General features: G+C 64.9%; 20 protein-coding genes. 10 read left to right on the top strand and 10 right to left on the bottom strand.

Annotation, left to right across the window (positions count from 1 at the left end):
- Positions 1–25 precede the first annotated feature (25 nt).
- Positions 26–640, top strand: a complete 615-nt coding sequence (locus tag JI59_RS10830) for a lytic transglycosylase domain-containing protein (protein WP_038576026.1) — start codon at positions 26–28, stop codon at positions 638–640.
- 70 nt (positions 641–710) lie between these two features.
- On the opposite strand, the gene JI59_RS10825 is transcribed toward JI59_RS10830, so the two are convergent.
- On the bottom strand, positions 711–1,592 hold the full coding sequence (locus tag JI59_RS10825) for a UTP--glucose-1-phosphate uridylyltransferase (RefSeq protein WP_007012689.1): 882 nt from the start codon (positions 1,590–1,592) through the stop codon (positions 711–713).
- Between the two features lie 145 nt (positions 1,593–1,737).
- Here JI59_RS10825 and murA point away from each other — a divergent pair, with 145 nt between their 5' ends.
- The 3 genes from murA to JI59_RS10810 all read left to right on the top strand — a co-directional run bounded on the left by murA (position 1,738) and on the right by JI59_RS10810 (position 3,844).
- A complete protein-coding gene (gene murA / locus JI59_RS10820) occupies positions 1,738–3,021 on the top strand; it encodes a UDP-N-acetylglucosamine 1-carboxyvinyltransferase (RefSeq protein WP_007012691.1) in 1,284 nt (427 codons plus the stop codon).
- A 67-nt stretch (positions 3,022–3,088) separates the two neighbouring features.
- Positions 3,089–3,313, top strand: a complete 225-nt coding sequence (locus tag JI59_RS10815; RefSeq protein WP_007012692.1) for a hypothetical protein — start codon at positions 3,089–3,091, stop codon at positions 3,311–3,313.
- A 327-nt stretch (positions 3,314–3,640) separates the two neighbouring features.
- Positions 3,641–3,844, top strand: coding sequence for a hypothetical protein (locus JI59_RS10810; protein ID WP_007012693.1), 204 nt, complete (start codon positions 3,641–3,643; stop codon positions 3,842–3,844).
- 64 nt (positions 3,845–3,908) lie between these two features.
- On the opposite strand, the gene JI59_RS10805 is transcribed toward JI59_RS10810, so the two are convergent.
- The 3 genes from JI59_RS10805 to JI59_RS10795 form a co-directional block, all read right to left on the bottom strand.
- The gene (locus JI59_RS10805) at positions 3,909–4,148 is read right to left on the bottom strand and encodes a ribbon-helix-helix domain-containing protein (protein WP_007012694.1); all 240 of its coding nucleotides are present in this window, start codon (positions 4,146–4,148) and stop codon (positions 3,909–3,911) included.
- 146 nt (positions 4,149–4,294) lie between these two features.
- Entirely contained in the window at positions 4,295–5,017 is a 723-nt protein-coding gene (gene phbB / locus JI59_RS10800) for an acetoacetyl-CoA reductase (protein ID WP_007012695.1), read from the bottom strand.
- A 147-nt stretch (positions 5,018–5,164) separates the two neighbouring features.
- Complete coding sequence (locus tag JI59_RS10795) at positions 5,165–5,923, bottom strand: hypothetical protein (RefSeq protein ID WP_038577472.1); 759 nt, start codon at positions 5,921–5,923, stop codon at positions 5,165–5,167.
- Between the two features lie 334 nt (positions 5,924–6,257).
- On the opposite strand from JI59_RS10795, the gene JI59_RS10790 reads away from it, so the two are divergent.
- From JI59_RS10790 to JI59_RS27650, 5 genes are all read left to right on the top strand, one after another.
- Positions 6,258–6,722, top strand: a complete 465-nt coding sequence (locus JI59_RS10790; RefSeq protein ID WP_038576023.1) for a DUF3576 domain-containing protein — start codon at positions 6,258–6,260, stop codon at positions 6,720–6,722.
- Positions 6,723–6,796: 74 nt separating this feature from the next.
- On the top strand, positions 6,797–9,316 hold the full coding sequence (gene leuS, locus JI59_RS10785) for a leucine--tRNA ligase (RefSeq protein ID WP_007012698.1): 2,520 nt from the start codon (positions 6,797–6,799) through the stop codon (positions 9,314–9,316).
- Complete coding sequence (lptE, locus tag JI59_RS10780; RefSeq protein WP_007012699.1) at positions 9,313–9,810, top strand: LPS assembly lipoprotein LptE; 498 nt, start codon at positions 9,313–9,315, stop codon at positions 9,808–9,810. The genes leuS and lptE overlap by 4 nt, the downstream gene beginning before the upstream one ends.
- Positions 9,807–10,850 carry a DNA polymerase III subunit delta gene (holA, locus tag JI59_RS10775; protein ID WP_007012700.1) on the top strand — a complete coding sequence of 348 codons (1,044 nt, stop codon included), beginning with the start codon at positions 9,807–9,809 and terminating at the stop codon, positions 10,848–10,850. Before lptE ends, holA begins: the two co-directional genes overlap by 4 nt.
- Positions 10,851–11,004: 154 nt before the next feature.
- Positions 11,005–12,402, top strand: a complete 1,398-nt coding sequence (locus JI59_RS27650) for a sugar transferase (protein ID WP_007012701.1) — start codon at positions 11,005–11,007, stop codon at positions 12,400–12,402.
- A 94-nt stretch (positions 12,403–12,496) separates the two neighbouring features.
- On the opposite strand, the gene JI59_RS10765 is transcribed toward JI59_RS27650, so the two are convergent.
- From JI59_RS10765 to JI59_RS10755, 3 genes are read right to left on the bottom strand one after another with little or no spacing between them, the layout of a single operon-like run.
- Positions 12,497–13,024 (bottom strand): LptA/OstA family protein, encoded by a 528-nt coding sequence (locus JI59_RS10765; RefSeq protein WP_174888123.1) that lies wholly within the window; start codon positions 13,022–13,024, stop codon positions 12,497–12,499.
- Entirely contained in the window at positions 13,021–13,668 is a 648-nt protein-coding gene (lptC, locus tag JI59_RS10760) for an LPS export ABC transporter periplasmic protein LptC (protein ID WP_007012703.1), read from the bottom strand. Before lptC ends, JI59_RS10765 begins: the two co-directional genes overlap by 4 nt.
- Before the next feature lie 6 nt (positions 13,669–13,674).
- Entirely contained in the window at positions 13,675–14,298 is a 624-nt protein-coding gene (locus tag JI59_RS10755) for a ribonuclease D (protein WP_007012705.1), read from the bottom strand.
- A 92-nt stretch (positions 14,299–14,390) separates the two neighbouring features.
- Here JI59_RS10755 and JI59_RS10750 point away from each other — a divergent pair, with 92 nt between their 5' ends.
- Positions 14,391–15,080 (top strand): uracil-DNA glycosylase, encoded by a 690-nt coding sequence (locus JI59_RS10750; protein WP_038576020.1) that lies wholly within the window; start codon positions 14,391–14,393, stop codon positions 15,078–15,080.
- A gap of 221 nt (positions 15,081–15,301) precedes the next feature.
- Here JI59_RS10750 and JI59_RS10745 read toward each other — a convergent pair whose 3' ends face one another.
- From JI59_RS10745 to JI59_RS10735, 3 genes are all read right to left on the bottom strand, one after another.
- Positions 15,302–16,735: a glutamate synthase subunit beta gene (locus tag JI59_RS10745; RefSeq protein ID WP_007012707.1), complete on the bottom strand. Its 1,434-nt coding sequence runs from the start codon at positions 16,733–16,735 to the stop codon at positions 15,302–15,304.
- A 21-nt stretch (positions 16,736–16,756) separates the two neighbouring features.
- The gene (gene gltB, locus JI59_RS10740; RefSeq protein WP_038576018.1) at positions 16,757–21,397 is read right to left on the bottom strand and encodes a glutamate synthase large subunit; all 4,641 of its coding nucleotides are present in this window, start codon (positions 21,395–21,397) and stop codon (positions 16,757–16,759) included.
- Positions 21,398–21,718: 321 nt separating this feature from the next.
- Positions 21,719–23,923 carry a hypothetical protein gene (locus JI59_RS10735; protein ID WP_007012710.1) on the bottom strand — a complete coding sequence of 735 codons (2,205 nt, stop codon included), beginning with the start codon at positions 23,921–23,923 and terminating at the stop codon, positions 21,719–21,721.
- Positions 23,924–23,946: the final 23 nt, after the last annotated feature.

Here is a 23,946-nt window from a genome sequence, read left to right as displayed (position 1 = left end):
GGCGAGGGAATCGTGACCTTTGGACATGCGTAATGCGATCATTGCTGCCCTGGGTGCCACGATTCTGGCCATCCCGGGCGTTGCCTGCGCCGATGTCCTGCAAGTGGGCGAGGGCGGCTTCACCTGGATTGCAGGCGGTCCGGTCCAGCTTCCCGGGCAGGAGGCCCTGGCCGGCGAAGCACTAGCGGTTCCCGAGCATCTCGACGCCGGGCTGGAGCCCCAGTCGATCACCCATGCCCTCGATGCCGCCGGGCCTTCGCGCTGGCGGACACGCGTGGCCGAGCTGGCGGCGAAGTATGACATCAGCCCCAGCCTGCTCGAAGCCGTGGTCTGGCAGGAAAGCCGCTGGAACGAAAAGGCGGTTTCCCCCGTCGGCGCGCGCGGTCTCGCCCAGCTCATGCCCGGCACCGCGCGGCAGATGGGGGTCGATGCCGCCGATCCCATGGCGAATCTGGAAGGCGGCGCGCGATACCTGCGCATGCAGCTGGACGCTTTCGGCGGCGATATCGAGAAGGCGCTGGCGGCCTACAATGCAGGGCCGATGCGCGTGCAGCAGGCCGGTGGCATCCCGCGCATTCGCGAGACGCAGGCCTATGTCGCGGCGATCATGGCGCGTTTGGCCGATCCGGTCCGCCAGTAAATCTGCTAGGCGGTTCAGGCCGTGACGGCCTAGGCGGCGCGCCGCAGCTGCAGCGCGCCCGTCCTGTCTCTCAGCCGAGCATGGCCTGCATCATCGAGCGCACTTCGGCGCCCATGTCCTCACGGTCGAGCGCGATGGCGAGGGTCGCTTCGACGAAGCCGACCTTCGATCCGCAGTCGAAGCGGCGGCCATCGAAAGTCACGGCATGGAAGGGCTGTGCGCCGATCAGCTTGGCCATCGAATCGGTCAGCTGGATTTCGCCGCCTGCACCTTTGCCCTGGTTGGCGAGCAGGCCCATGATCTCGGGCTGGAGGATGTAGCGGCCCGAGACGATCTTGTTCGAAGGGGCGTCTTCTGCCCTGGGCTTCTCCACGAGGCCCTTCACTTCGGTAAGGTTGCCCTTGCTTTCGCCCGGCGCGATGACGCCGTAGCTCGAGACTTCCTCATGCGGGACTTCGATCACCGAGACGAGGTTGCCGCCGACCGTGTTGTAGGCCTCGACCATCTGCGCCATGCAGCCGGGTGAGCCGTACATCAGCTCGTCGGGAAGGAAGATCGCGAAGGGCTCGTCGCCGACGACGGCGCGCGCGCACCAGATCGCGTGGCCCAGTCCCATCGGCACCTGCTGGCGCACGGTGACCAGATTACCCGGCTGGATGCGCGTCGGATCCAGCGGATCGAGCGACTTTCCGCGCGAATTCATCGTCGCTTCCAGTTCGTAGGCGGTATCGAAATGCTCCACGATCGCGGTCTTGCCGCGACCTGTGACGAAGACGAACTCCTCGATCCCCGCCTCGCGCGCCTCATCCACGGCGTACTGGATCAGCGGGCGATCGACCACCGGAAGCAGTTCCTTGGGGATCGCCTTGGTGGCGGGCAGGAAGCGCGTGCCCAGACCGGCAACAGGAAAGACGGCCTTGCGGACGGGCTTGCGGAAATTGTTGTCTGACATGGACTAAGTCTTCGCCTCGTTTTGTTGCAGGCCGATTAAAGCGCCTTGGATGCGGCAGTGCAACATGAGTAAGCCTAATTCTTCGGCGACCGGAAGGTTGCGTGCGATGCTTGCCGCCCTGACGAATTCCACTAAATGGCACTAAATGGACAAGATCATCATTGAAGGCGGAAAGCGCCTTTCCGGAACGATTCCCGTATCTGGTGCAAAGAACGCCGCGCTTACGCTGCTGCCTTGCGCGCTGCTGACCGACGAACCCCTGACCCTGCGCAATCTGCCGCGTCTGGCGGATATCGACGGTTTCCAGCACCTCATGAACCAGTTCGGCGTCTCGACGATGATCGCCGGATCGCGCCCGGAAGACTTCGGCCGCGTCATGACCCTGCAGGCGACGCGCATCACCAGCTCGGTCGCCCCCTATGACCTCGTGCGCAAGATGCGCGCGTCGATTCTCGTCCTCGGCCCGATGCTGGCGCGCATGGGCGAAGCCACCGTCTCGCTGCCGGGCGGCTGCGCCATCGGCAATCGCCCGATCGATCTGCACCTCAAGGCGCTGGAGGCTTTCGGCGCGCAGATCGAACTGGCCGCGGGCTACGTGAAGGCGATCGCGCCCGATGGCGGCCTGCCCGGCGGCCGCTATTCCTTCCCGGTCGTTTCGGTCGGCGCCACGGAGAACGCGCTGATGGCGGCAGTGCTGGCGAACGGCAAGTCGACGCTGCACAATGCCGCGCGCGAGCCGGAAATCGTCGACTTGTGCAACCTGCTCGTGGCGATGGGCGCGCAGATCGAGGGTATCGGCACGTCCGACCTCACCATTCATGGCGTGCCGCGCCTGCACGGTGCCACTTACATGGTCATGCCCGATCGCATCGAGGCCGGCTCCTATGCCTGCGCCGCGGCGATCACCGGGGGCGAGGTCATGCTCAAGGGCGCGCGGATCGAGGACATGGAAGCGACCGTGCAAGCGCTGCGCGATGCCGGCGTTTCCGTCGAGCCGCGCGCGGGCGGCATCCATGTTGCGTCCGACGGAAAGCTGCGCCCGGTCAACCTGTCCACTGCGCCCTATCCCGGCTTCGCCACCGACATGCAGGCCCAGCTCATGGCGCTGCTGTGCCGGGCCGAGGGTACCAGCGTTCTGAACGAGACCATCTTCGAGAACCGCTACATGCACGTTCCCGAACTCAACCGCATGAGCGCGCATATCGAGACTTCGGGCCGCACGGCCATCGTCCACGGTGTTCCTAGGCTGACCGGGGCGGAAGTCATGGCAACCGACTTGCGCGCTTCGATGAGCCTCGTCATTGCCGGCCTGGCTGCCGAGGGCGAGACCCAGGTGCACCGCCTCTATCACCTCGATCGCGGGTACGAGCGGCTCGAGGAAAAGCTCGCTCTGGTCGGCGCTCAGGTCGAACGGGTCGGCGGCGACTGAGCCGCAGGCGGCAACCACCGGCAGTCCCCATGCATTACTTCCTCGTATAGACGAGAGGAGTTGAACAATGGGCCTGATCAAGATGGCTGCAGCCGGCGCGGCCGGTTACGCGCTCTACAAATATGCGACACGCGAGAAGGAAGAGACGGCCTACGCTGGTGGCGACGAGAATTTCTCGCAAGTTCGCGAAGCAGGGCCAAGTGCGATGAAGAATCGTCCGTCGACATGGAACAAGGTGGACGAGGCGAGCGACGAGAGCTTCCCGGCCAGCGATCCGCCGGCAACCTACTGAAGTTCCACGTGGAGCAATTTGTCCCGATAGCATTCGGGAGACTCGAAAGGGGCGGCGCCGGGTGGTGACCGCCCCTTTTGGTTAAGATCGTGGCGCCGCAGTGCTCTTTCCGGTTCGCGGTGTGCGGTTCGCCGGGCGCAAAAGCGATCCAAGGATTAACGCTTTAAGATCAAGGCGTTCGCCGCAGATGTCGGGTGTGGATCAGTGCACTTGCTGCGGAAAGCCGGGATTTCCGCGCTTCGAAGCAGGATTTGGTTAGCTTCTTTTTCGGATGAGGCATATGTCTTTTGATATAGAGGCGCCAAATTCGTGTTAAGGTTAACGCGGATGGTGATTCATCTCGATGAGGTTGAAAGTATGGGGATCGTCAAGAGCATCAAGGGGCTGTTTTCGCGCTCGCGTGGACGCCGCCCTTCGGTCGATGCCGAGCGGGCGGTGCACTGGCGCAAGTATGAAGCAAACCCTCAGGCGGTGAGCCAGCAACTGGCTGACCGCACACCCGTTGAGATGCCCGTGGGGCAATTCGACTGATCGCCGGGAAGAGCGCGACTTATCGGGCGACGGGATCCGGGCAAGGCCTCACGTCCGGCCCTTTCTACATCGGCTGCCGGTAGGCCAGTGCCAGCCACACGCGGACTGCGCTGGCAAGTCCTGGCGGGGTGTCGGCTTCGAGACGCTCTGCATCGATCCGCGCGATGAGGGCGTTGACGGGGATCTTTTCCGCCGCGGCCCTGTCCTTGAGCAGGTCCCAGAACACAGGTTCCAGGCTGATCGAGGTCTTGTGCCCGGCGATTTCGACCGATCGCTTGACGGGCGGATGATAGGGGGAGGGCATTGCGCGACCTTGCTGCTTATCGTGCCGAGGGAGCAATTTCCCGGCACGGCGCGGCGGCGGCGCGTGCGTGTCGGTCAAACGGCCGCCGGAACCGGGCATCCGTATGGAGCGAACGAGCGGTGGCCCGATCGCTCCATACGCCGGGTTCAGTACATGTGCTGGCCGCCGTTGATGCTCAGCGTCGAGCCGGTGACGAAAGTGGCGTTCTCCGAGCAGAGGAACGCGCAGCCGCGGGCGATCTCGTAAGCGTGGCCGAGGCGGCCGACCGGGATCTTGGCGACGATCTTTTCCAGCACCGGCGGCGGCACGGCCGCAACCATGTCGGTGTCGATGTAGCCGGGCGCGATGGCGTTGACGGTCACGCCGTACTTGGCGCCTTCCTGCGCCAGCGCCTTGGTGAATCCGTGGATACCCGACTTGGCGGCGGCGTAGTTGACCTGGCCGTACTGCCCGGCCTGGCCGTTGATCGAGCCGATGTTGACGATACGGCCCCAACCGCGGTCCCGCATTCCGGGGAAGGTGGCCTTGGCCATATTGAAGCAACCGCCGAGGTTGATTCGCATCACCTCGTTCCAGTCTTCGAAGCTCATCTTGTGGAGCACGCCGTCGCGGGTAATGCCGGCATTGTTGATGACAATGTCGACCGGGCCGACTTCCTCGGCCACTCTTGCGCAGCCGTCGAGGCAGGCCTCATGGTCGCCCACGTCCCATTTATAGGCTGGAATACCAGTCCGTTCCGTGAAAGCCATCGCCTTTTCGTCATTGCCTGCGTAATTCGCAACGACGTTATGCCCACGATCCTTCAATGCGAGTGAAATTGCCTCTCCGATACCCCGAGTCCCGCCAGTAACAATTGCAACGCGTGCCATAGAGTGCCTTTCGCATGAGTTTGGCTCCACCTCGTCTTTGCTAGGAAATGCGTGGGGGCAGAGCAAGGGCGCGTAGTCATCGGTCGATGAATTTTCTTCCATCGCCTTAATAGGACTGTAATATTACTTTGAAGCGTCAGGTTGTCGTCAGAATCTGAACTGGGTTCCGACGTACACGGCCTGGCTGTCCTGTTTGCCGTCGGTCAGCGGCAGGAGGCGCTCGCGGTCCTGCGAATAGCGCACGCCGGCCGTGACGTTGAGGTTGTCGGTCACGCGATAGGCTCCCCCCAGATCGACTTCGCCGGCATCGCCCGCAAAGGTTCGCGGAGCACGCCCCGCCGCGCGCTTCTCATCGATCGAGATGCGCGGGCTGAAGCGCGAATCGGTATCGGTTGCGGACGCCCCGGGCGACAGGCTGAACTTCTGGAGATCGGGAATTTCCGCAGGGTTCCGGCTGGCCGGGGGCTGGACGAGATTCTGGGCGAAATTCTGGTAGCCGCGCGCCACGCCCAGATTGAAGCCGGTCGGCGCCATGCGCAGGTTGCCGGGCTCTTGGTCGGCCTTGGCGACCGGCGTGTGGTGGCGCACGATGATGGCCTTGGCCGCTTCGGGATCGACGCGAACTGCAACGGTCACGGCCCGGTCGGGACGATTGGGCGTGCCGGCCGGAGTAAAGGGGAACTGCTGGCCTTTCGCCAGCGAGCGCATGGCAACGGCCCGCGACAGGTTTTCTTCCGAGGATTCGGGATCGAGCGATTCGAGGGCCGGCGCGCTGAAGTTTGCGGCCCGGATCGTAGCGGTGAAAGCCAGCACGGCGCTGGGCAGGGCGAGCACACTGACGCAGCATGCAAGCAATATGCCGGTCTTGATGCCGCCTCTCGCGGCCAGATTGCTCCCCGAACTCATCACAAACTCACGCCAGATACCTGTCTGACCCCAATCGGTCCCGTTGCCGCGCCCTGCGATGGCCGGCTTGGCAGCCGCCGGAATCGCTTCGCACATTTTCCCTGTCCTTGCCGAAAGAGAGCTTAACACAGTCTGATCGGCGGGGGGAGACAGAAGCGTTCCATGCGGCCTGTCGGCGTGCCGGGCGTTCAGGTCGCGTTTAGGCTGTCCCCGCTTAGGCCGGTCCGTCAACGCCGGCGCTCTTGCCGCAAGTGTGTTGGCAGCTATAGAGGCGTTGACGGCGGGTTTCGTGACAGCGCTTTTCGCCACCAGGATTCAGGAATTGGGAACGACAATGACAGGCAGCACCGATACCGGCCTCTTCACTGCTCGCAACATGGTCCGCGTCGGCCTCTGCGCCGCGGCGGCACTCGCTCTGACGGGCTGTGGCGGCAAGAAGCAGACCGCCGCGGTGATGGCGCCCTCGCAGGTGACCACCATCGGCGTGAACAGCTACCTCTGGCGCGCCAGCCTCGATACGCTCTCGTTCATGCCGCTGCTCCAGTCGGACAGCGCGGGCGGCGTCATCGTCACCGACTGGTACACCAACCCCAAGAATCCCGGCGAGCGGATGAAGGTCACGGTGATGATCCTCGACCAGGACCTGCGCGCCGACGCGCTGCGCGTCACCGCCGCCCGCGAAGTCGCGGCCAATGGCGGCTGGGCCGCCGCGCCGGTCGAGGCTGCGACCGTGCAGAAGCTCGAAGACATCATCCTCACCCGTGCCCGCGACCTGCGTCGCAACTCGGTGGGCGGCTGATACCCATGGATTGGCGGGCCAGCCGGCCCACCACAGGTTCGCGGGTCGGCTGACCCGCAGGAGACTAGACTGACATGAGTGAGCGGTTCGATCCGGCTCAGGCGGATACCCGCTGGCAGGCGGCGTGGGACGAAGCCCAGTGTTTCAAGGCGGACGACACTTCGTCCAAGCCCCGCAGCTACGTCCTTGAGATGTTCCCCTATCCCTCGGGGCGCATCCACATCGGCCACGTGCGCAACTACACGATGGGCGACGTGCTGGCGCGCTACAAGCGCATGACCGGGCATGAAGTGCTCCACCCGATGGGCTGGGACGCCTTCGGCATGCCGGCCGAGAACGCGGCCATGGAAAAGGGCGTGCATCCGGGCGGCTGGACGCGCGAGAACATCGCGAACATGAAGGCGCAGCTCAAGCGGCTGGGCTTCGCGCTCGACTGGAGCCGCGAGATCGCCACCTGCGAGCCGGAATACTACGGCCACGAGCAGGCGCTGTTCCTCGACCTGTACGAACACGGCCTCGTCTACCGCAAGGAATCGGCGGTGAACTGGGACCCGGTCGACCAGACGGTGCTGGCCAACGAGCAGGTCATCGACGGGCGCGGCTGGCGTTCGGGTGCACTGGTCGAGAAGCGCAAGCTCAACCAGTGGTTCCTCAAGATCACCGACTTTGCCGACGAATTGCTCGAAGGCCTCTCCGGCCTCGACAAGTGGCCGGAAAAAGTCCGCACGATGCAGGAAAACTGGATCGGCAAGAGCCAGGGCCTGCAGTTCCGCTTCGACCTCTCTGACGGCGGCACGGTCGAAGTTTACTCGACCCGCCCCGATACGATCTTCGGTGCCAGTTTCGTAGCCGTCGCCGCCGATCACCCGATCGCGCAGGGCGTGGCTGCGGGGAATCAGGAAGTTCAGGACTTCATCGCGCTGTGCAAGCAGGGCGGGACGACCGCGGCCGAGCTGGAAACCGCCGAGAAGCTGGGCTTCGATACCGGCATCACGGCAAGGCACCCGTTCACCGGCGCCGCGCTTCCGGTCTTCATCGCCAACTTCGTGCTGATGGACTACGGCACCGGCGCGGTCATGGCCGTGCCGGGACACGACCAGCGCGACTTCGAGTTCGCGACCAAGTACGCACTGCCGATCCCGCGCGTCGTCGCGGCAAGCCTGGAAGAGGCCGACACGCCCTTCGACGGCGAGGCCGAGAGCGGTGACGGCGTCATCGTCAATTCCGACTTCCTCGACGGCATGAGCGTTGCCGAGGCGAAGGCGGACGTTATCTCCCGTGCCGAAAGCGGCGGCTGGGGCGAAGGCAAGACGGTCTGGCGCCTGCGCGACTGGGGCGTTTCGCGCCAGCGCTACTGGGGCACGCCGATCCCGTTCATCCACTGCGAAGTCTGCGGCGTCGTGCCGGTGCCCAAGAAGCACCTGCCGGTGACCTTGCCCGAGGACGTCGACTTCTCGACCCCGGGCAATCCGCTGGTCCGCCATCCGACCTGGAAGCATGTGGATTGTCCGCAGTGCGGCAAGCCTGCCCGGCGCGAGACCGATACCCTCGACACTTTCGTCGACAGCTCGTGGTACTTCCTGCGCTTCGCCAGCCAGCCCGGCGACAGGCCGTTCGATCCGGCGAAGATTGCGCAGTGGCTGCCGGTCGAGCAGTACATCGGCGGCATCGAGCACGCGATCCTGCACTTGCTCTATGCTCGTTTCTGGACCCGCGCACTTGCCCGCATCGGCAAGGTCGAGGTGAAGGAGCCCTTCGCCAGCCTGTTCACGCAGGGCATGGTCACGCACGAGACCTACGAGCGCAGGAATCCCGAGAACGGCCAGCCGGTCTATTTTGCTCCGGGCGATGTCGAACGCACGGCCGAGGGGGCAACGCTCAAGGCCGATGGCGCGCCGGTCGAGATCGGCCGCGTCATCAAGATGTCGAAGTCCAAGAAGAACGTCGTCGATCCCGACGAGATCGTCGCGACTTACGGCGCCGACGCGATCCGCTGGTTCATGCTGTCCGACAGCCCGCCCGAGCGCGACCTGCCCTGGTCGGAAGCGGGTATCGAGGGCTGCGCGCGCTTCGTGCAGCGCCTGTGGCGTCTGTTCGGCCAGTACGACGCCTCGGCCGAGGGCGAGGACAAGGCGGTCGACCGCAAGGCGCACCAGACCGTCGCCGCCGTAGCCCAGGACATCGAATCGCTCGGCTTCAACAAGGCCGTCGCGCGCATCTACGAACTGACCGGCGTGATCGAGAAGGCAAAGCCATCGGCCAGCCGTTCGGAAGCGATCCGCAAGGTCCTGCTGCTCGTGGCGCCGATGATGCCGCACCTCGCCGAAGAGGCTTTTGCCACCTTCGGTCAGGGCCTTGTGGCCGAGGCCGCCTGGCCCGAAGTCGATCCGGCGCTGCTGGTCGAGGACGAAGTGACCGTCGCGATCCAGGTGAAGGGCAAGCTGCGCGACACCATCACCGTGGCCAAGGGCACGGCGAAGGAAGAACTCGAGGCGCTTGCTCTCGCCAGCGAGAAAGTGCAGCGTGCGCTCGATGGTGCCGAGGTGAGGAAAGTGATCGTCGTGCCCGACCGACTGGTGAACCTCGTCGCGTGAAACGCGCCCTGGCCCTGTTCGGAGCACTGATGCTCGCCGGTTGCGGGTTGCAGCCGATGTATGCCGGTGGCGGCAGCGGCGCCGTGGCGCGCGGCCTGTCCGACATCCAGGTGGCCGCGATAGAAGGGCGCGCGGGCTGGCTCGTGCGCAATGCTCTGGTCGACCAGCTGGGCAAGGGACAGGCTGGCTCGACGCCGCGCTATCGCCTCGATGTCCGGCTCGATGACAAGCTGGAGGGCTTCGCGCTCTTGTCCGACGACACCGTCGGCCGTGAACGGCGCACGCTGCGGGCCCGCTACCAGCTCGTCGACCTGAACAGCGACGAGATCGTCCTCGACGCCTCCGCCGGTTCGGACGCGGGCATCGACGTGGTCTCCTCGGACTATGCGACGATCGCAGCCGAACAGGCGGCGCTGGAGAACCTCGCCAAGGACGTCGCCAGCCGGATCGTCACCAATGTCGCGCTGCGTCTGCGCGGCGATACGAGCCAGTGAAGGCGACGCAGAAAGACTTCGCCGGGATCGCTTCACGCGCAGCTCGCGATGTGCGCGTTGCCTTTTTCTGCGGCCCGGACGAATCCGGCGCGCTCGATGCTGCGCACAAGCTGGTCTCTTTGCTGGCGGATCCGGGCGAGCGGATCGAGTTGCCCGGCGCGGAACTGCGCAGGGACCCGGTGCGCCTGGGTGACGAGGCCCGCTCCAATTCGCTGTTCGGTGGAACCCGCCACATCTGGGTGCGAGCCCAGGGCGACGAGGCCCATGACGCGGTGCGCAACCTGATCGAGGACGATGTCGAGTCCTGCCCGGTCGTGATTGTCGCCACCGGGGCGACCGACAAGTCGCGCACCGCGAAGCTGCTGATCAACCGCGACGATGCCCTCGTGGCGATGTTCTATCCGCCCGATCTCGGCGCCGTGACCGGCGCTGTGCGCACGATGGCCAATGGCGCCGGCCTCAAGATGGGCGGTGAGCTGGCCGAGCGCATCGCCCGCGGCGCTGGCCTCGACAGCCGGATCGCCCGCTCCGAAGTGGAGAAGCTGGCGCTCTATCTCGATGCTTCGCCGGAGACGCCGCGACCGGTTTCCGCGGCCGATCTCGACTCCGTGGGCGCGCAGACGGAAGACGACGATTTCTCGCCCCTGGTCGATACCGTGCTCGGTGGGCGCCGCAATGCGGTTGCGAGCGAACTGAAGCGGATGCGCGAACTTGGGATGAATCCGGTCGGCCTGCTGCTTGCCTTCGAGCGTCGGACGGCGCAGCTGGCCGCGCTGAACGCGAAGCTGGGCCGCGGCGGCGACGTTGCCGGGCTCCTCAAGGCCGAAGCGGGCGCGCGTCGTATCTTCTGGAAGGATCAGCCCGCGCTCAACGAACAATTGCGCATCTGGCGTGGTCCGCGAATCGAACGCCTCACCGCGAAACTTGTTGCAATGCACCAGTCGTTGCTGGCGAATAGCCAGGACGCGGAACTCCTTTTGGCTGAAGGACTGCTCGAAATAGCCAGAATCGCCTGTTTGACGGTGAAGCAGCGGACATAGGGAACGGTTGGACTTAATCCGCTTTTCCAATTGCATGCCACGTTTTTAAGCTTCAGTATCTTTTGCAGTGCAGCATCGCATCGAGTGTAATCGATGCCAGCTATCTGTGAAGAAAGCAGGCATTGTGCAGTTGGATTCGAGGAGTGCGAGACTGATGAATGCGCCGCTGACGAAGGGCGAGTTCATTAACGGCCAGGAATTCGACGAGCTGCTCGTTGCCCCTTCGCTCGTTCGTCGCAAGCTGCAATGCTATCTGGCTCTACTCCTCAGTGACGTGGTCGGGGTTTTCCTGGGTTTTGCCATTGCGGGCCAGTTGTATATGGCCAGGGAAGGTTTCTACGATTCCGTTCTTTACGGGTCTTTGATCTTCCCGATCTTTCTGACCATCGCCTTCTACAACGGGGCATATTCCATCGATGCGCTCAGATCGGGCTGGTCCGGGATCATGCGAGCGGAACTGGCATTCGTGATTGCCATTGCGGTCGTTGTCTTCGTCCAGTTCCTGACCAGTTCGTCGGCGGACTTTTCGCGCGTGACCTTCAGTGGCGGTGCCGTTCTGGCCATGGCCCTGATCGCCTGGCTGCGCCTGCAGATGCGCAGCTTCGTGACGTGGCGCTGCGGGCGCAGCGTGATCAACGAGCTGATCATCGATGATGGCGGACCGCAGGTGCATATCCGCAATGCCATCCGCATTTCCGCAGCGGCCATGGGCCTGCGCCCCAATCTCAACGACCCGGACGATCTCGATCGTGTCGGTCTGGTCCTGCGCAACATCGATCGGGTTGTCGTCAGCTGTCCGTCGGATCGTCGCCTCGATTGGGCGATGATCCTCAAGGGCGCCAACGTCGAAGGCGAAGTACTGGACGATCAGGTTGCCAGGCTGGGCGCGCAGGGCGCCCGCACGATCGGCAATCACGGTCTGCTGATGGTTTCCGCGGGGCCGCTCGGCCTGCGCCAGCGCGCGATCAAGCGCATCTTCGACATGGCCTTCGCCGGCTCGGCGATCCTCGTGCTTTCGCCATTGCTGATCGTTGTCGCATTGGCGATCAAGCTGCAGGACGGTGGCCCGGTCCTGTTCATCCAGAAGCGCATGGGACGGGGCAACTGCTTCTTCAACATGTACAAGTTCCGCAGCATGACGACGGCGCTGTGCGATAGCGACGGAAATGTCTCGGCCTCGAAGGACGACAAGCGGATCACTCCGGTCGGCAGGTTCATCCGCTCGACCAGCCTCGACGAGCTGCCGCAGCTCTTCAACGTCCTGCTCGGCGACATGAGCCTAGTCGGACCCCGCCCGCACGCCACCGGCTCGCTGGCGGGGCAGAAGCTCTTCTGGGAAGTGGACCGCCGTTACTGGCAGCGGCACAGCCTGAAGCCGGGCCTCAGCGGCCTGGCACAGGTGCGCGGCTTTCGCGGTGCCACCGATCACGAGGGCGACCTCGTGAAGCGCCTTCAGTCCGATCTTGAGTATCTCGAGGGCTGGACCATCGGCCGCGACATCAAGATTCTGTTCCTGACCTTGCGCGTTCTGGTCCACGACCGCGCGTTCTGAGCGCGAAGGACGAAGCCTCGACCTACATCGATCGTTGCCCTGGCGTCAGTTGCGCTGAACGCTGGCGTCGGGGGCCATTGTGGCCCCGCATCCGTCAGTTCTGCTTGGGAACGCTGAAAGTGCCCGAGACCCGGCCACCCGAAGCCGAGGATACCCCGCTCTTCAGGTCGATGACGAAACGCCCGCCGCGCAGGGTGTCGGAATCGCGCTTGAGCGAGGCATTGCCGATCATCGTGATGATGCGCTTGTTGAAGTCGTAGATCGCGGTATCGCCGGTTGCCACTTCGTTGCCGCGGGTAACGGTCACCCCGCCGCTGGCCGTGATCCGCTGGAGCTTGAGCTCATCGGCATTGGTGAAATTGACGACGGTGCGCGCGGCGCGCAGGCGCAGGTCGGTCTGCTTGATATCGACATTGCCGGTCAACACGACGCGGTTCTGCTTGTCCTGCAGCTCGATGCGGTCGGCGGCATAGTCGACCGGCGCATCGGTGTCATGGCCGGGGAAGACTTGCGCGCCAAGCTGCTGCGTCGCGATCAGGCTGGCGCCGGCCAGCAGCGGCAGGGCGACGGCGACGCGCATTGCGGCACGGGAGGTGAAAGGGCGCGGGCTGCGACGGGTCATTGCGGTATCCTAAGCTTGCCGGGCGTCATGCGCAGCCGGGCATTGCCTTCAAGCGTGACTGTTCGTTCGTTGAAATCGGCCTTCATGGTCTGCGCCGCGAAAGTGCCGGTGGGCACTTTGCCTTCGACGCCGCCCGTGCCGACGGCCTTGCGGTCCTTGACGTCGATGGCGACGTTGTTCGTCACCATGCGATAGCCGTCCGCAGCCGCGAAATTCACCGGCCCGTCAACCTTGATCGTTTCGGTATCGTAATTGTACGCACCGCGTGGCGCGTCGATCTTGGCGGGGCCGTCGTTGAGATTGAGCTGCGCCACCAGGTCCAGCATCTGCACCACCGGCAAGCTCGCGGACTTCTGCACCGCGCTTCCGGCCGTGACGACGAAGGCCCGGCCGCGATCGTCGAGGCCGCGATAGGCCGCATCGGCCACGCGGATGCGTTCCTTCGTCACGGCCACCTTGTTGCGGTCAAGCAGGAAGCTGATCTCGCCGCGCGGCGACAGGGGCATGAGAATCATGATGGCGGCAACCACGCCTATCCCTGCCGGCAGGGCCTTGGCGAGGAAGGCGACAAGCCGGTCATGCGAACCGCCCGGCGCAGCGAAGTGCCGGCGTCGGTTGCGGATCTGGGTGGCCTCGACCGACATGGTCGATCAGGCGGCCTGGTGGCTGAAGATGTCGTGATCCGGCCAGCCGGCCAAGTCGAGCCGGGCGCGTGCCGGCAGGAAATCGAAACAGGCCTGCGCGATCTCGGTCCGCTTCTCGCGAGCGAGGCGCTCGACGAGAATTTCGTGCATGGCGTGCAGATAGCGCACGTCCGATGCCGCATAGTCCTTCTGCGCGTCGCTCAGCTCGGGTGCGCCCCAGTCGCTCGACTGCTGCTGCTTGGATACTTCCTTGCCGAGAAGCTCGCGCACGAGGTCCTTCAGGCCGTGGCGATCTGTGTAAGTGCGCACCAGCTTGCTGGCGATCTTGGTGCAGAACACCGGCGCAGCCATCACGCCCAGGTAATGTTCGATCGCGGCCAGGTCGAAGCGCGCGAAATGGTAAAGTTTGAGGCGTGCCGGATCGGCAAGGACAGCCTTGAGATTAGGCGCATCGAATGTGCTTCCGGGGCCGAAGCGGACGAGATGCTCGTCGCCCTTGCCATCGGAAATCTGGACCACGCAGAGGCGGTCGCGCGGGGTTATGAGGCCCATCGTCTCGGTATCGACGGCGACGGGGCCCGGGGCGAGGACGCCTTCGGGGAGATCTTCTTCGTGGAGATAGACAGCCATGATCCGAAAATGCTTAGGGACTGGGCCGGTGTTTCGCAATGGGCGCTGTTCGCGAAGGGCGGCTCCCTGGCGCTTTCGGAGGACGAACGGGCATGAATGCAACAGCAAGCGCGCAGTCAGTGCCCCCGGCATGGCAGCCGGTGCTGGGCGAGGTGCTCGAATCGCGCGAATCCAGACAGTTGATCGGCTGGCTGCAGGCTCAGGAAGAAGCCGGCAAGCGAATCTATCCACCGCACGGCCATCGCCTGCGTGCGCTCGAACTGACGCCGCTGGACGCGGTGCGGGTCGTGATTCTCGGTCAGGACCCCTATCACGGCGCGGGCCAGGCGCACGGCCTGGCTTTCTCGGTGCCCGAAGGGGTGCGCGTGCCGCCATCGCTGGCGAATATCTACAAGGAGCTGGCGAGCGACTGCGGCGTCACCGCGCCGGGTCACGGCAACCTGGAGCATTGGGCGCGCCAGGGCGTGCTGCTGCTCAACAATGCGCTGACCGTGGAGGAAGGGCAGGCCGGCTCGCACCAGAAAAAGGGCTGGGAAGCGATCACCGATGCTGCCGTGGCAGCCGTTGCCGCCAAGAGCGAGCCATGCGTGTTCCTCCTTTGGGGCAACCACGCGCAGAAGAAGGCGTCGCGGGTCCCGGGACTGGCTTCGAGCCACCATCTCGTGCTGACGGCGCCGCATCCCAGCCCGCTGTCGGCGCATTCCGGGTTCTTCGGCTGCCGCCACTTCAGCCGCGCCAATGCCTTCCTTGCCGAGAACGGGCGCGGGACGATCGACTGGTAGGGGGGGCAGGAGCACCGCGCCCAATTCCATTCCAGGCTGCCCTCCGCTCGGCCTGAGTGGCGGTTTGCGGATTCCTTCGACAGGCTCAGAATGAGCACGCGCGGCTCTCTATGGAGATTTCCGGGTGAGGTCAGCGCGAATCGCGGCGAAGGGCCCTCGTGCCAACGAAAAAGGGGCGCGCCTTGCGGCACGCCCCTTTCGTGATTTCGGCCCGGTCCGGCTCAGCGCGGCAGTTCGCTCACGCCCATGAGCATTTCGTCGACCGAGCGGGCGCACTGGCGGCCCTCGCGGATTGCCCAGACCACCAGCGACTGGCCACGGCGCATGTCGCCGCAGGAGAAGATCTTTTCGTCGTTTGTCTGGTACTTCTCGGTGTCGGCCTTGACGTTGCCGCGCGGGTCGAGCTCGACGGCGGCCTGGTCCAGCATGCCGGCCTTGCGGGGGCCGGTGAAGCCCATGGCCAGCAGGATGAGGTCGGCCTGGAGCGTGAACTCGCTGCCCGCGACCTCGTGCATCTTGCCGTCTTTCCACTCGACGCGGACGCATTCGAGCGCCTTGACGTCGTTGTCGCCGATGACGCGCTTGGTCAGCACGGCCCAGTCGCGCTCGCAACCTTCCTCATGGCTCGAGGAGGTGCGCAGCTTGAGCGGCCAGTTCGGCCAGCTCATGGCCTTGTCCTCGTGGACCGGCGGCTTGGGCATGATCTCGAGCTGGGTGACCGAAAGGGCGCCCTGGCGGTTCGAGGTGCCGACGCAGTCGGAGCCGGTGTCACCGCCGCCGATGACGATGACGTGCTTGCCGGTCGCGGTCAGCGAGCCGCGCGGCGCGGCGCGCAGTTCATCGTCGCCGGCATTGCGCTTGTTCTGCTGGGTCAGGAATTCCATCGCCAGGCGCACGCTCGGTAGTTCCGAACCCGGAATGTCGAGACGGCGCGCTTCCTCGGCGCCGCCCGCGAAAACGACGGCGTCGTAGTTTTCCTTGAGCGAGTTTACCGAGACCGAGACACCCACCTCGACGGAAGTCTTGAACTCAACGCCTTCGGCTTCCATCTGCGCCGCGCGGCGATTGATGAGGTGCTTCTCCATCTTGAAGTCGGGGATGCCGTAACGCATCAGCCCGCCGACGCGGTCGTTCTTCTCGAACACGGTGACCGAGTGGCCGGCGCGGGCAAGCTGCTGCGCGCAGGCCATGCCCGCCGGACCCGAACCGACGACGGCGACCGACTTGCCGGTGCGCTTCGCCGGGATTTTCGGCGTGATCCAGCCTTCGGCCCAGCCCTTGTCGACGATCGCGCATTCGATCGACTTGATGGTGACCGGCTGGTCGACGATGTTCAGCGTGCAGGCCGCCTCGCACGGAGCGGGGCAGATGCGGCCGGTGAATTCCGGAAAGTTGTTGGTCGAGTGGAGGACTTCCAGCGCATTGCGGTAGTCGTCCTCGTAGACCAGGTGGTTCCAGTCCGGGATGATGTTGTTGACGGGGCAACCCGTATGGCAGTGCGGGATGCCGCAGTTCATGCAGCGCGACGCTTGTGCCTTGAGGGTTTCCGCCGGAAGCGGAATGACGAATTCCTTGTAGTTCTTCAGTCGCTCCGAAGCATCGCCGTAAGTGCGATCCTGACGGTCGAGCTCGAGGAAGCCGGTTTCCTTACCCATTTTTCGCAATATCCTCGTGAATTATTCCGCGGCAACCGAAGCGGCTTCCTGCCGCTCGGCCTCGAGTTGCTTGAGCGCGCGTGCATAGTCGCGCGGCATCACCTTGACGAACTTGCCAAGCGTGTTGGCCCAGTCGTCGAGTAGCGCACGGGCCCGCTTCGAGCCGGTGTGCAGGTGGTGACGTTCAAGCAGGACACGGATGCGTTCGGCATCGTGGCGCAGCATGTCGCCCATGCCGAGATCGTTGACGCCGTTGGTGCGCTGCTGCGGACGGCCGGTGCCTTCTTCCTCGTCGGCTTCCGGAGAGATCTTCTCCAGGTCGACCATGGCCGTGTTGCACAGCTTGTCGAACATGCCGTCCTCGTCGAAGACGTAGGCGATGCCACCCGACATGCCTGCCGCGAAGTTGCGGCCGGTCTTGCCGAGAACCATCACGACGCCGCCGGTCATGTACTCGCAGCCATGGTCGCCGCAGCCTTCGACGACCGCGATCGCGCCCGAGTTGCGGACTGCGAAGCGCTCGCCGCCCACGCCATTGAAGAACGCCTCGCCGGAGATCGCGCCGTAAAGCACGGTGTTACCGACGATGATGTTGTTCAGCGGGTCGCGATCGACGTGGGTGGGCTGGCGCACGATCACGCGGCCGCCCGACAGGCCCTTGCCGACGTAGTCGTTGGCATCGCCGGTCAGGTCGAGCGTGACGCCGTGGGCAAGCCAGGCGCCGAAGCTCTGGCCGGCAACGCCGGTGAGCTTCACGTTGATCGTGTTGTCGGGCAGGCCTTCATGGCCGTAGCGCTTGGCCACTTCGCCCGAGAGCATCGCGCCGACCGTGCGGTTGACGTTGATGATCGGCTTCTCGATGCGCACGGCTTCGCGCTTCTCGAGCGCATCGGCCGACGCTTCGATGAGGGCGTTGTCCAGCGCGTTCTCGAGACCGTGGTCCTGCGTTTCGCTCCAGTTGAGCGAGGGGCTGTCGCCCAGCGGGGCCTGGTAGAGGATGCGGCTGAGGTCGACGCCCTTGGCCTTCCAGTGCGAGATCGCCTTCTTCATGTTGAGCCTGTCGACGCGGCCGACCATCTCGGCAACCGTGCGGAAGCCCAGTTCGGCCATGATCGCGCGCAGCTCTTCGGCGACGAAGAAGAAGTAGTTGACCACATGCTCGGGCTGACCGGTGAAGCGGGCGCGCAGGACGGGGTCCTGGGTGGCGACGCCGACCGGGCAGGTGTTGAGGTGGCACTTGCGCATCATGATGCAGCCGGCCGCGATCAGCGGCGCGGTGGCGAAGCCGAACTCGTCGGCGCCGAGCAGGGCGGCGACGGCTACGTCACGGCCGGTGCGCAGGCCGCCGTCGGCCTGCACCGCAATGCGGCTGCGCAGGTTGTTGAGCAGCAGGGTCTGCTGGGTTTCGGCAAGGCCGATTTCCCAAGGCGAACCCGCATGGGTGAGAGACGTCAGCGGCGAAGCGCCGGTGCCGCCTTCGTAGCCCGAGATCGTCACGTGGTCCGCGCGCGCCTTGGACACGCCCGCGGCGACCGTGCCGACGCCCACTTCGGACACCAGCTTGACCGAAACGCGCGAGGTCGGGTTCACGTTCTTGAGATCGTGAATGAGCTGCGCGAGGTCTTCGATCGAGTAGATGTCGTGGTGCGGCGGCGGCGAGATGAGGCCGACGCCCGGGGTCGAGTGACGGGTCTTGCCGATGACCTTGTCGACCTTGTGGCCGGGCAGCTGGCCACCCTCGCCGGGCTTGGCGCCCTGGGCCATCTTGATCTGGATGTCGTCGGCGTTGACGAGATACTCGGTGGTGACGCCGAAGCGGCCCGATGCGACCTGCTTGATCGACGAACGCATGGTGTCGCCGTTGGGCAGGGGCTTGAAGCGCTTGGGATCTTCGCCGCCTTCACCGGTGTTCGACTTCGCGCCGATGCGGTTCATGGCGAGCGCCAGCGTGGTGTGCGCCTCCCACGAGATCGAGCCGTAGCTCATCGCGCCGGTGGCGAAACGCTTGACGATCTCGCTGGCCGGTTCGACCTCGTCGATCGAGATCGGGGTTTCGGCGGGCACGAACTCCATCAGGCCGCGGATGGTGAGCATCCGGGTCGACTGGTCGTTGATGCTCTGCGCGAATTCCTTGTACTTTTCGGGCACGTTGCCGCGCACGGCATGCTGGAGCGAGCCGATGTTGGTCGAGGTCCAGGCGTGTTCCTCGCCGCGGATGCGCGAACCGTAGATGCCGCCGACGTCGAGCATGTTGGCGTAGATCGGGTTTTCGCCGAAGGCCGCGGCGTGACGGCGCACCGCCTCTTCCGCGATTTCGAGCAGGCCCGCGCCCTCGATGGTGGTGGCAGTGCCGGTGAAGTACTTCTCGACGAATTCGGTCGACAGGCCGACGGCGTCGAAGATCTGCGCGCCGCAGTACGACTGGTAGGTCGAGATGCCCATCTTGGACATGACCTTGCGGATGCCCTTGCCAATGGCCTTGATGTAGTTCTTGCGTGCGTCCTCGGCGGAAACCGGCAGGTTCTTGCGAACGCGGATGTCCTCGATCGTCTCGAACGCGACGTAGGGGTTGATCGCCTCGGCACCGTAGCCGGCGAGGACGCAGAAGTGGTGCACTTCGCGCGCTTCACCGGTCTCGACGACCAGGCCGGTCTGCATGCGCAGGCCCTGGCGGACGAGGTGATGGTGCACGGCAGCCGTCGCCAGCAGGGCCGGCATCGGAATGCGGTCGGGGCCCTGGGCGCGGTCGGACAGGATCAGGATGTTCTTGTCCGCCAGCACGGCTTCGGTGGCGGCCCAGCACATTTCCTTGATCGCCATTTCGAGACCTTCGGCGCCGGTTTCGGCATCCCAGGTCATGTCGATGGTGGCGGTGCGGAAGGCGCCGTCCAGCGCGGCCTCGACCGAGCGGATCTTGGCGATGTCCACGTCGGTGAGGATCGGCTGGCTGACTTCCAGGCGCTTGTGCGTGCCGGCGTCATGACCGAGCAGGTTCGGGCGCGGGCCGATCATGGAGACCAGGCTCATCACCAGTTCCTCGCGGATCGGGTCGATCGGCGGGTTGGTGACCTGCGCGAAGTTTTGCTTGAAGTAGTCGTAGAGCAGGCGCGACTTGTTCGACAGCACCGGAATCGGCGTGTCGGTGCCCATCGAACCGATCGGATCGTCGGCATTGACGGCCATCGGCTCGAGGAAGCGGCTGGTGTCTTCCTGGGTGTAGCCGAAGGACTGCTGGCGATCGAGCAGCGTGGTGTTCGGGGCCGGCAGCGGGTCCAGCTCTTCCTCGATCACGTCGAGGTCCTTGAGCATGTACTGCGCCTGGTCGAGCCACTTCTGGTAGGGCTCTTCGTTGGCCAGCTGGGTCTTGATCTCCTCGTCCTCGATGATGCGGCCCTCTTCGAAGTCGATGAGGAGCATCTTGCCGGGCTGGAGACGCCACTTGCGGACGATGTTGTCTTCCTTGATCGGAAGAACGCCGCTTTCCGAGGCCATGACGCACAGGTCGTCGTCGGTGACCAGGAAGCGCGCCGGGCGCAGGCCGTTACGGTCGAGCGTGGCGCCGATCTGGCGGCCATCGGTGAAGGCGACGGCGGCGGGGCCGTCCCAGGGCTCCATCAGCGCGGCGTGATATTCGTAGAACGCGCGGCGTTCGCCGTCCATCAGCGGATTGCCGGCCCATGCCTCGGGGATGAGCATCATCATCGCGTGGCTGAGCGAGTAACCGCCGGCGAGCAGCAGTTCGAAGGCGTTGTCGAGGCAGGCGGTGTCCGACTGGCCGTGCGGGATCAGCGGCCACATCTTGTCGAGGTCGGCGCCGAGCAGCTCGGATTCCATGGTGCGGCGGCGCGCGTTCATCCAGTTCACGTTGCCGCGAACCGTGTTGATCTCGCCGTTGTGCGCCATGAAGCGGAACGGGTGTGCCAGCTTCCAGCTCGGGAAGGTGTTGGTCGAGAAGCGCTGGTGCACGAGGCCGAGCGCGGAGACGAAGTCCGGATCGCGCAGGTCGTCGTAGAACGAGCCGACCTGGGTGGCGAGCAGCAGGCCCTTGTAGACGATCGTGCGGCTCGAGAAGCTCGGCATGTAGAGCTCGGTCAGGCCGGGCAGGCCATGCTTTTCGGCGAGGGCCGCGAGCGGGTTCTGGGTCTGCTTGCGGATCGCGAGGAGCTTGCGTTCGAAGGCGTCCTGGTCGGCGCAGTTCTCGCCGCGGCCGACAAAGCACTGGCGGATCACCGGCATCGATTCGATGACCGTCTTGCCGAGGCCGTCCAGAGCGACCGGAACGTCGCGCCAGCCGATGAGGGTCTGGCCTTCCTTCTTGATGAACTTCTCGAAGGTGGAGACGACGAAATCGCGCGAGGCCTCGTCCTGCGGGAGGAAGCACATGGCAACGGCATAGTTGCCGGCTTCAGGCAGTTCGACGCCCGCGCCCTTGGCCCACTTGCGGAACATCTGGTCGGGCAGCTGGGTCAGAATGCCCGCGCCGTCGCCAAGAAGCGGATCCGCGCCCACCGCGCCGCGGTGGTCGATGTTTTTCAGGATTTCAAGCGCCTGGGTAATGATTGCGTGGCTTTTCTGTCCTTTAATATGGGCGACGAAGCCCACACCGCAGGAGTCGTGTTCGTTGCGCGCATCGTAAAGGCCCTGGGGCTTAGGAAATCCCATCGATATTAATCCATCCTGTCATTTTGCCGGGGCCTGCACAGCCGCGCACGACCAGCGCGCGCGAATCGCGCACTATCCAGCACGCGGCATAGTGACCCCACGATCCCCATGACGATTGAACGCCGGTTTTGCAACCGCGAAGGCACATTTCGGCGCAGTAATGGTGCCGACTATGCTGGAAAAAGGTGCATTTTATTATCGAAGCCCCGCACCGGCAGGACCGGAGCGGGGCTTAGCGATTCAGCGATTCGCCATTGCAGCGCGGGTCCGGAAGGCCCGATTCCCGTCAGATCGCGGTGGCGATAGAATGTCCGCGTCCGTTCAGGCGGCGCCGCTCATGCGCTGCAGGGTGGCCAGGGCCTCGCGCAGGGCGCGTTCGGTCTGGTCCGTGTCCTGCCGTCCGGGGGCGTCGAACGGGCGACGGGCCTGGAACTCGCTGGGCATGGACGGCTGCTCCTCTGCCTCGGGAGCCTGCGTGCCATCGAAGCGCCGTGCCGCCTGTGCGGGTTCGTCACCGGGGAAGACGACCATCGGCTGGATGCCGTCGTCGGTTTCCGGCTCGTCGATGCGCACGAAAGGCTGGCGCGGTGCTGCGCGAGAGATGTTGAGAAGCGACGAATAGCCCTCCTCGATCACTTCTTCCTCGTCCTCCGGCTCATCCTCCGCCTCGGCGTAGTCCGCGTATTGTGCTTCCGTATGATCCTCGGCGAACTCGCCGTCGCCCTCATCGTCGTAGTGCATGACCGGCGCGGAAGGCGCGGCGGGCTTGGTCTTGAGCAGTTCGCCGATGTGGCGCGGCGGAATGTATCCGGGAAGGGCCTCGTCCTCGTCGAAGGAGTCCATGCCCACGGGGCGGAGTGCTGCCGGGACCTGCTGCGCTGCAACAGGCTCCTCGTCCCAGGTCCGGGCGAGAGCTTCGATCTCTTCTTCGAGTTCAGCGGCCGGTTCGGCGTCCTCAAGGGGTTGCGCCAGCTCGGCAAGGGATGTTTCGATTTCGGCTTCCGGGACTTCGAAGCCCCTGTGATCGACCTGCTCCCAGTCGACGAGATCGGCAGTTTCCTCGCTCGCCTCTGCAGCGACGTCGAATTCAGCTTCGTCGAAATCGACGTCTTCGGATTCGCTCGCTTCGGATCCTGCCGTCTCGATCCCGGCCTCGACGACGCAGTCGTCTGCCAGTTCGAACGGTGCGGCTTCGGGTTCTTCATGCTCGGCGGGCAGGGCCTCGCCGAACGTGACGGTCTCGACCGGAGCCGGCTGGACTTGTGGGCGCTCGAACTGGAGCGGCTTGAAGGCCAGCGGGGTTACGGTAGCCGCTTGCGTCGCGGCAGGTGCAAAAGTCTCTCGCGCTTCGACGAGGTCGGCCGCGTTTTGCGCTGCGATCTCCTCGCGGCGCTTGGCCATGGCAAGGGCGAGGCGTTCCAGCAGTTCGACGTGCGAAAGCGAATCGAGATCGGCGGAGGCGATACGGTCCGCTGCGCTATGTCCGCCCGGGGACGGCGCGCGATCGGCAGGAGCCTCGGACACTTCGTCCCGCTCGTATTCTTCGTGCGCTTCGGGCTGCTTTTCCAGGGAATCGATGATCGCTTTGGTCAGCACTGCAAAAGGCGTCGAGCGGTCGTAGGGCGCCTGATAAAACGGAGCCTGGGCGCCGGGTGCCTGATCTGCGTCGATGCCCGGTTCGGCATCGAGATCGGCGATCGAGAGGATCGCGCGGTCTTCGCGGCGCACTTCCTGTTCGACCGGTGCAGCCGGCCTGCCGGAAAGATCGCGCGAATAGCTCTCGAACAGGTGGTTGCTGACGGGGGCCTTGGCCGCGAACGGCGCTTCTTCGTCCTCGATGACCTCGAATTCGGCGGTCTCGATTTCTGCTGCTTCGGCTTCAAGGGCGTCGGCTTCAAGGGCGTCGGCCTCATGGGCTTCGACGTCGAACGCGTCGCCGTCCTCGATCTCGGCGAGTTCGGCGTCCTCGACCTCGATTTCATCCGCTTCGAATGCGGTGGGCGCGAAGGAAGCGGCCTGAGTTCCGGCCTCGACTTCGTCCTGGAAGTCTTCCAGCTCGAGGTCGGCGGCTTCGGCAATATCCGCATGAGCCGTCTCGCGCACTTCCGCGGCCTCGACCGGTGCGGGTGCAGCTTCAGCCTGCGCAGGCATCTCGTTGGCGACAAAAGCAGGAGTGGCGAGCTCAGCTGCCGCCGGATTCATGCGGCGGCGCGAAGTGACTGCGCCTGCAGCGGGACGGGCGATGCGGCGGGCGACTACGGCACCGACGATACCGCCAAGCCCGGTCATGGCCAGTGCGATCAGGATGCGCGCGGTTGCGCCGAGCGGCGGTGCCGCCATGGGGACCAGCGAATCGATGTGCGTGGCCGTGACCAGTTGTTCGACAATGGCCGGCTTGATGGCGATGCCGGCCAGACCGAAGAGGGCGCCGAACCAGAGGGCCACGATGGCCGGAAACAGCGGGTGGCGGCTGATCGGCTGCTTTCCTCCGGCTTTCCTGCGTGTGTCTTGGGCCACGTTTTCCATCCCGTTCTCAAATTGCGCGAGGC

It is taken from the genome of Novosphingobium pentaromativorans US6-1 (genome assembly GCF_000767465.1).
Taxonomy (GTDB): Bacteria; Pseudomonadota; Alphaproteobacteria; order Sphingomonadales; family Sphingomonadaceae; genus Novosphingobium; species Novosphingobium pentaromativorans.
Note: the sequence above shows the minus strand (reverse complement) of the source record. Positions and strands in the feature narration are given on the sequence as shown.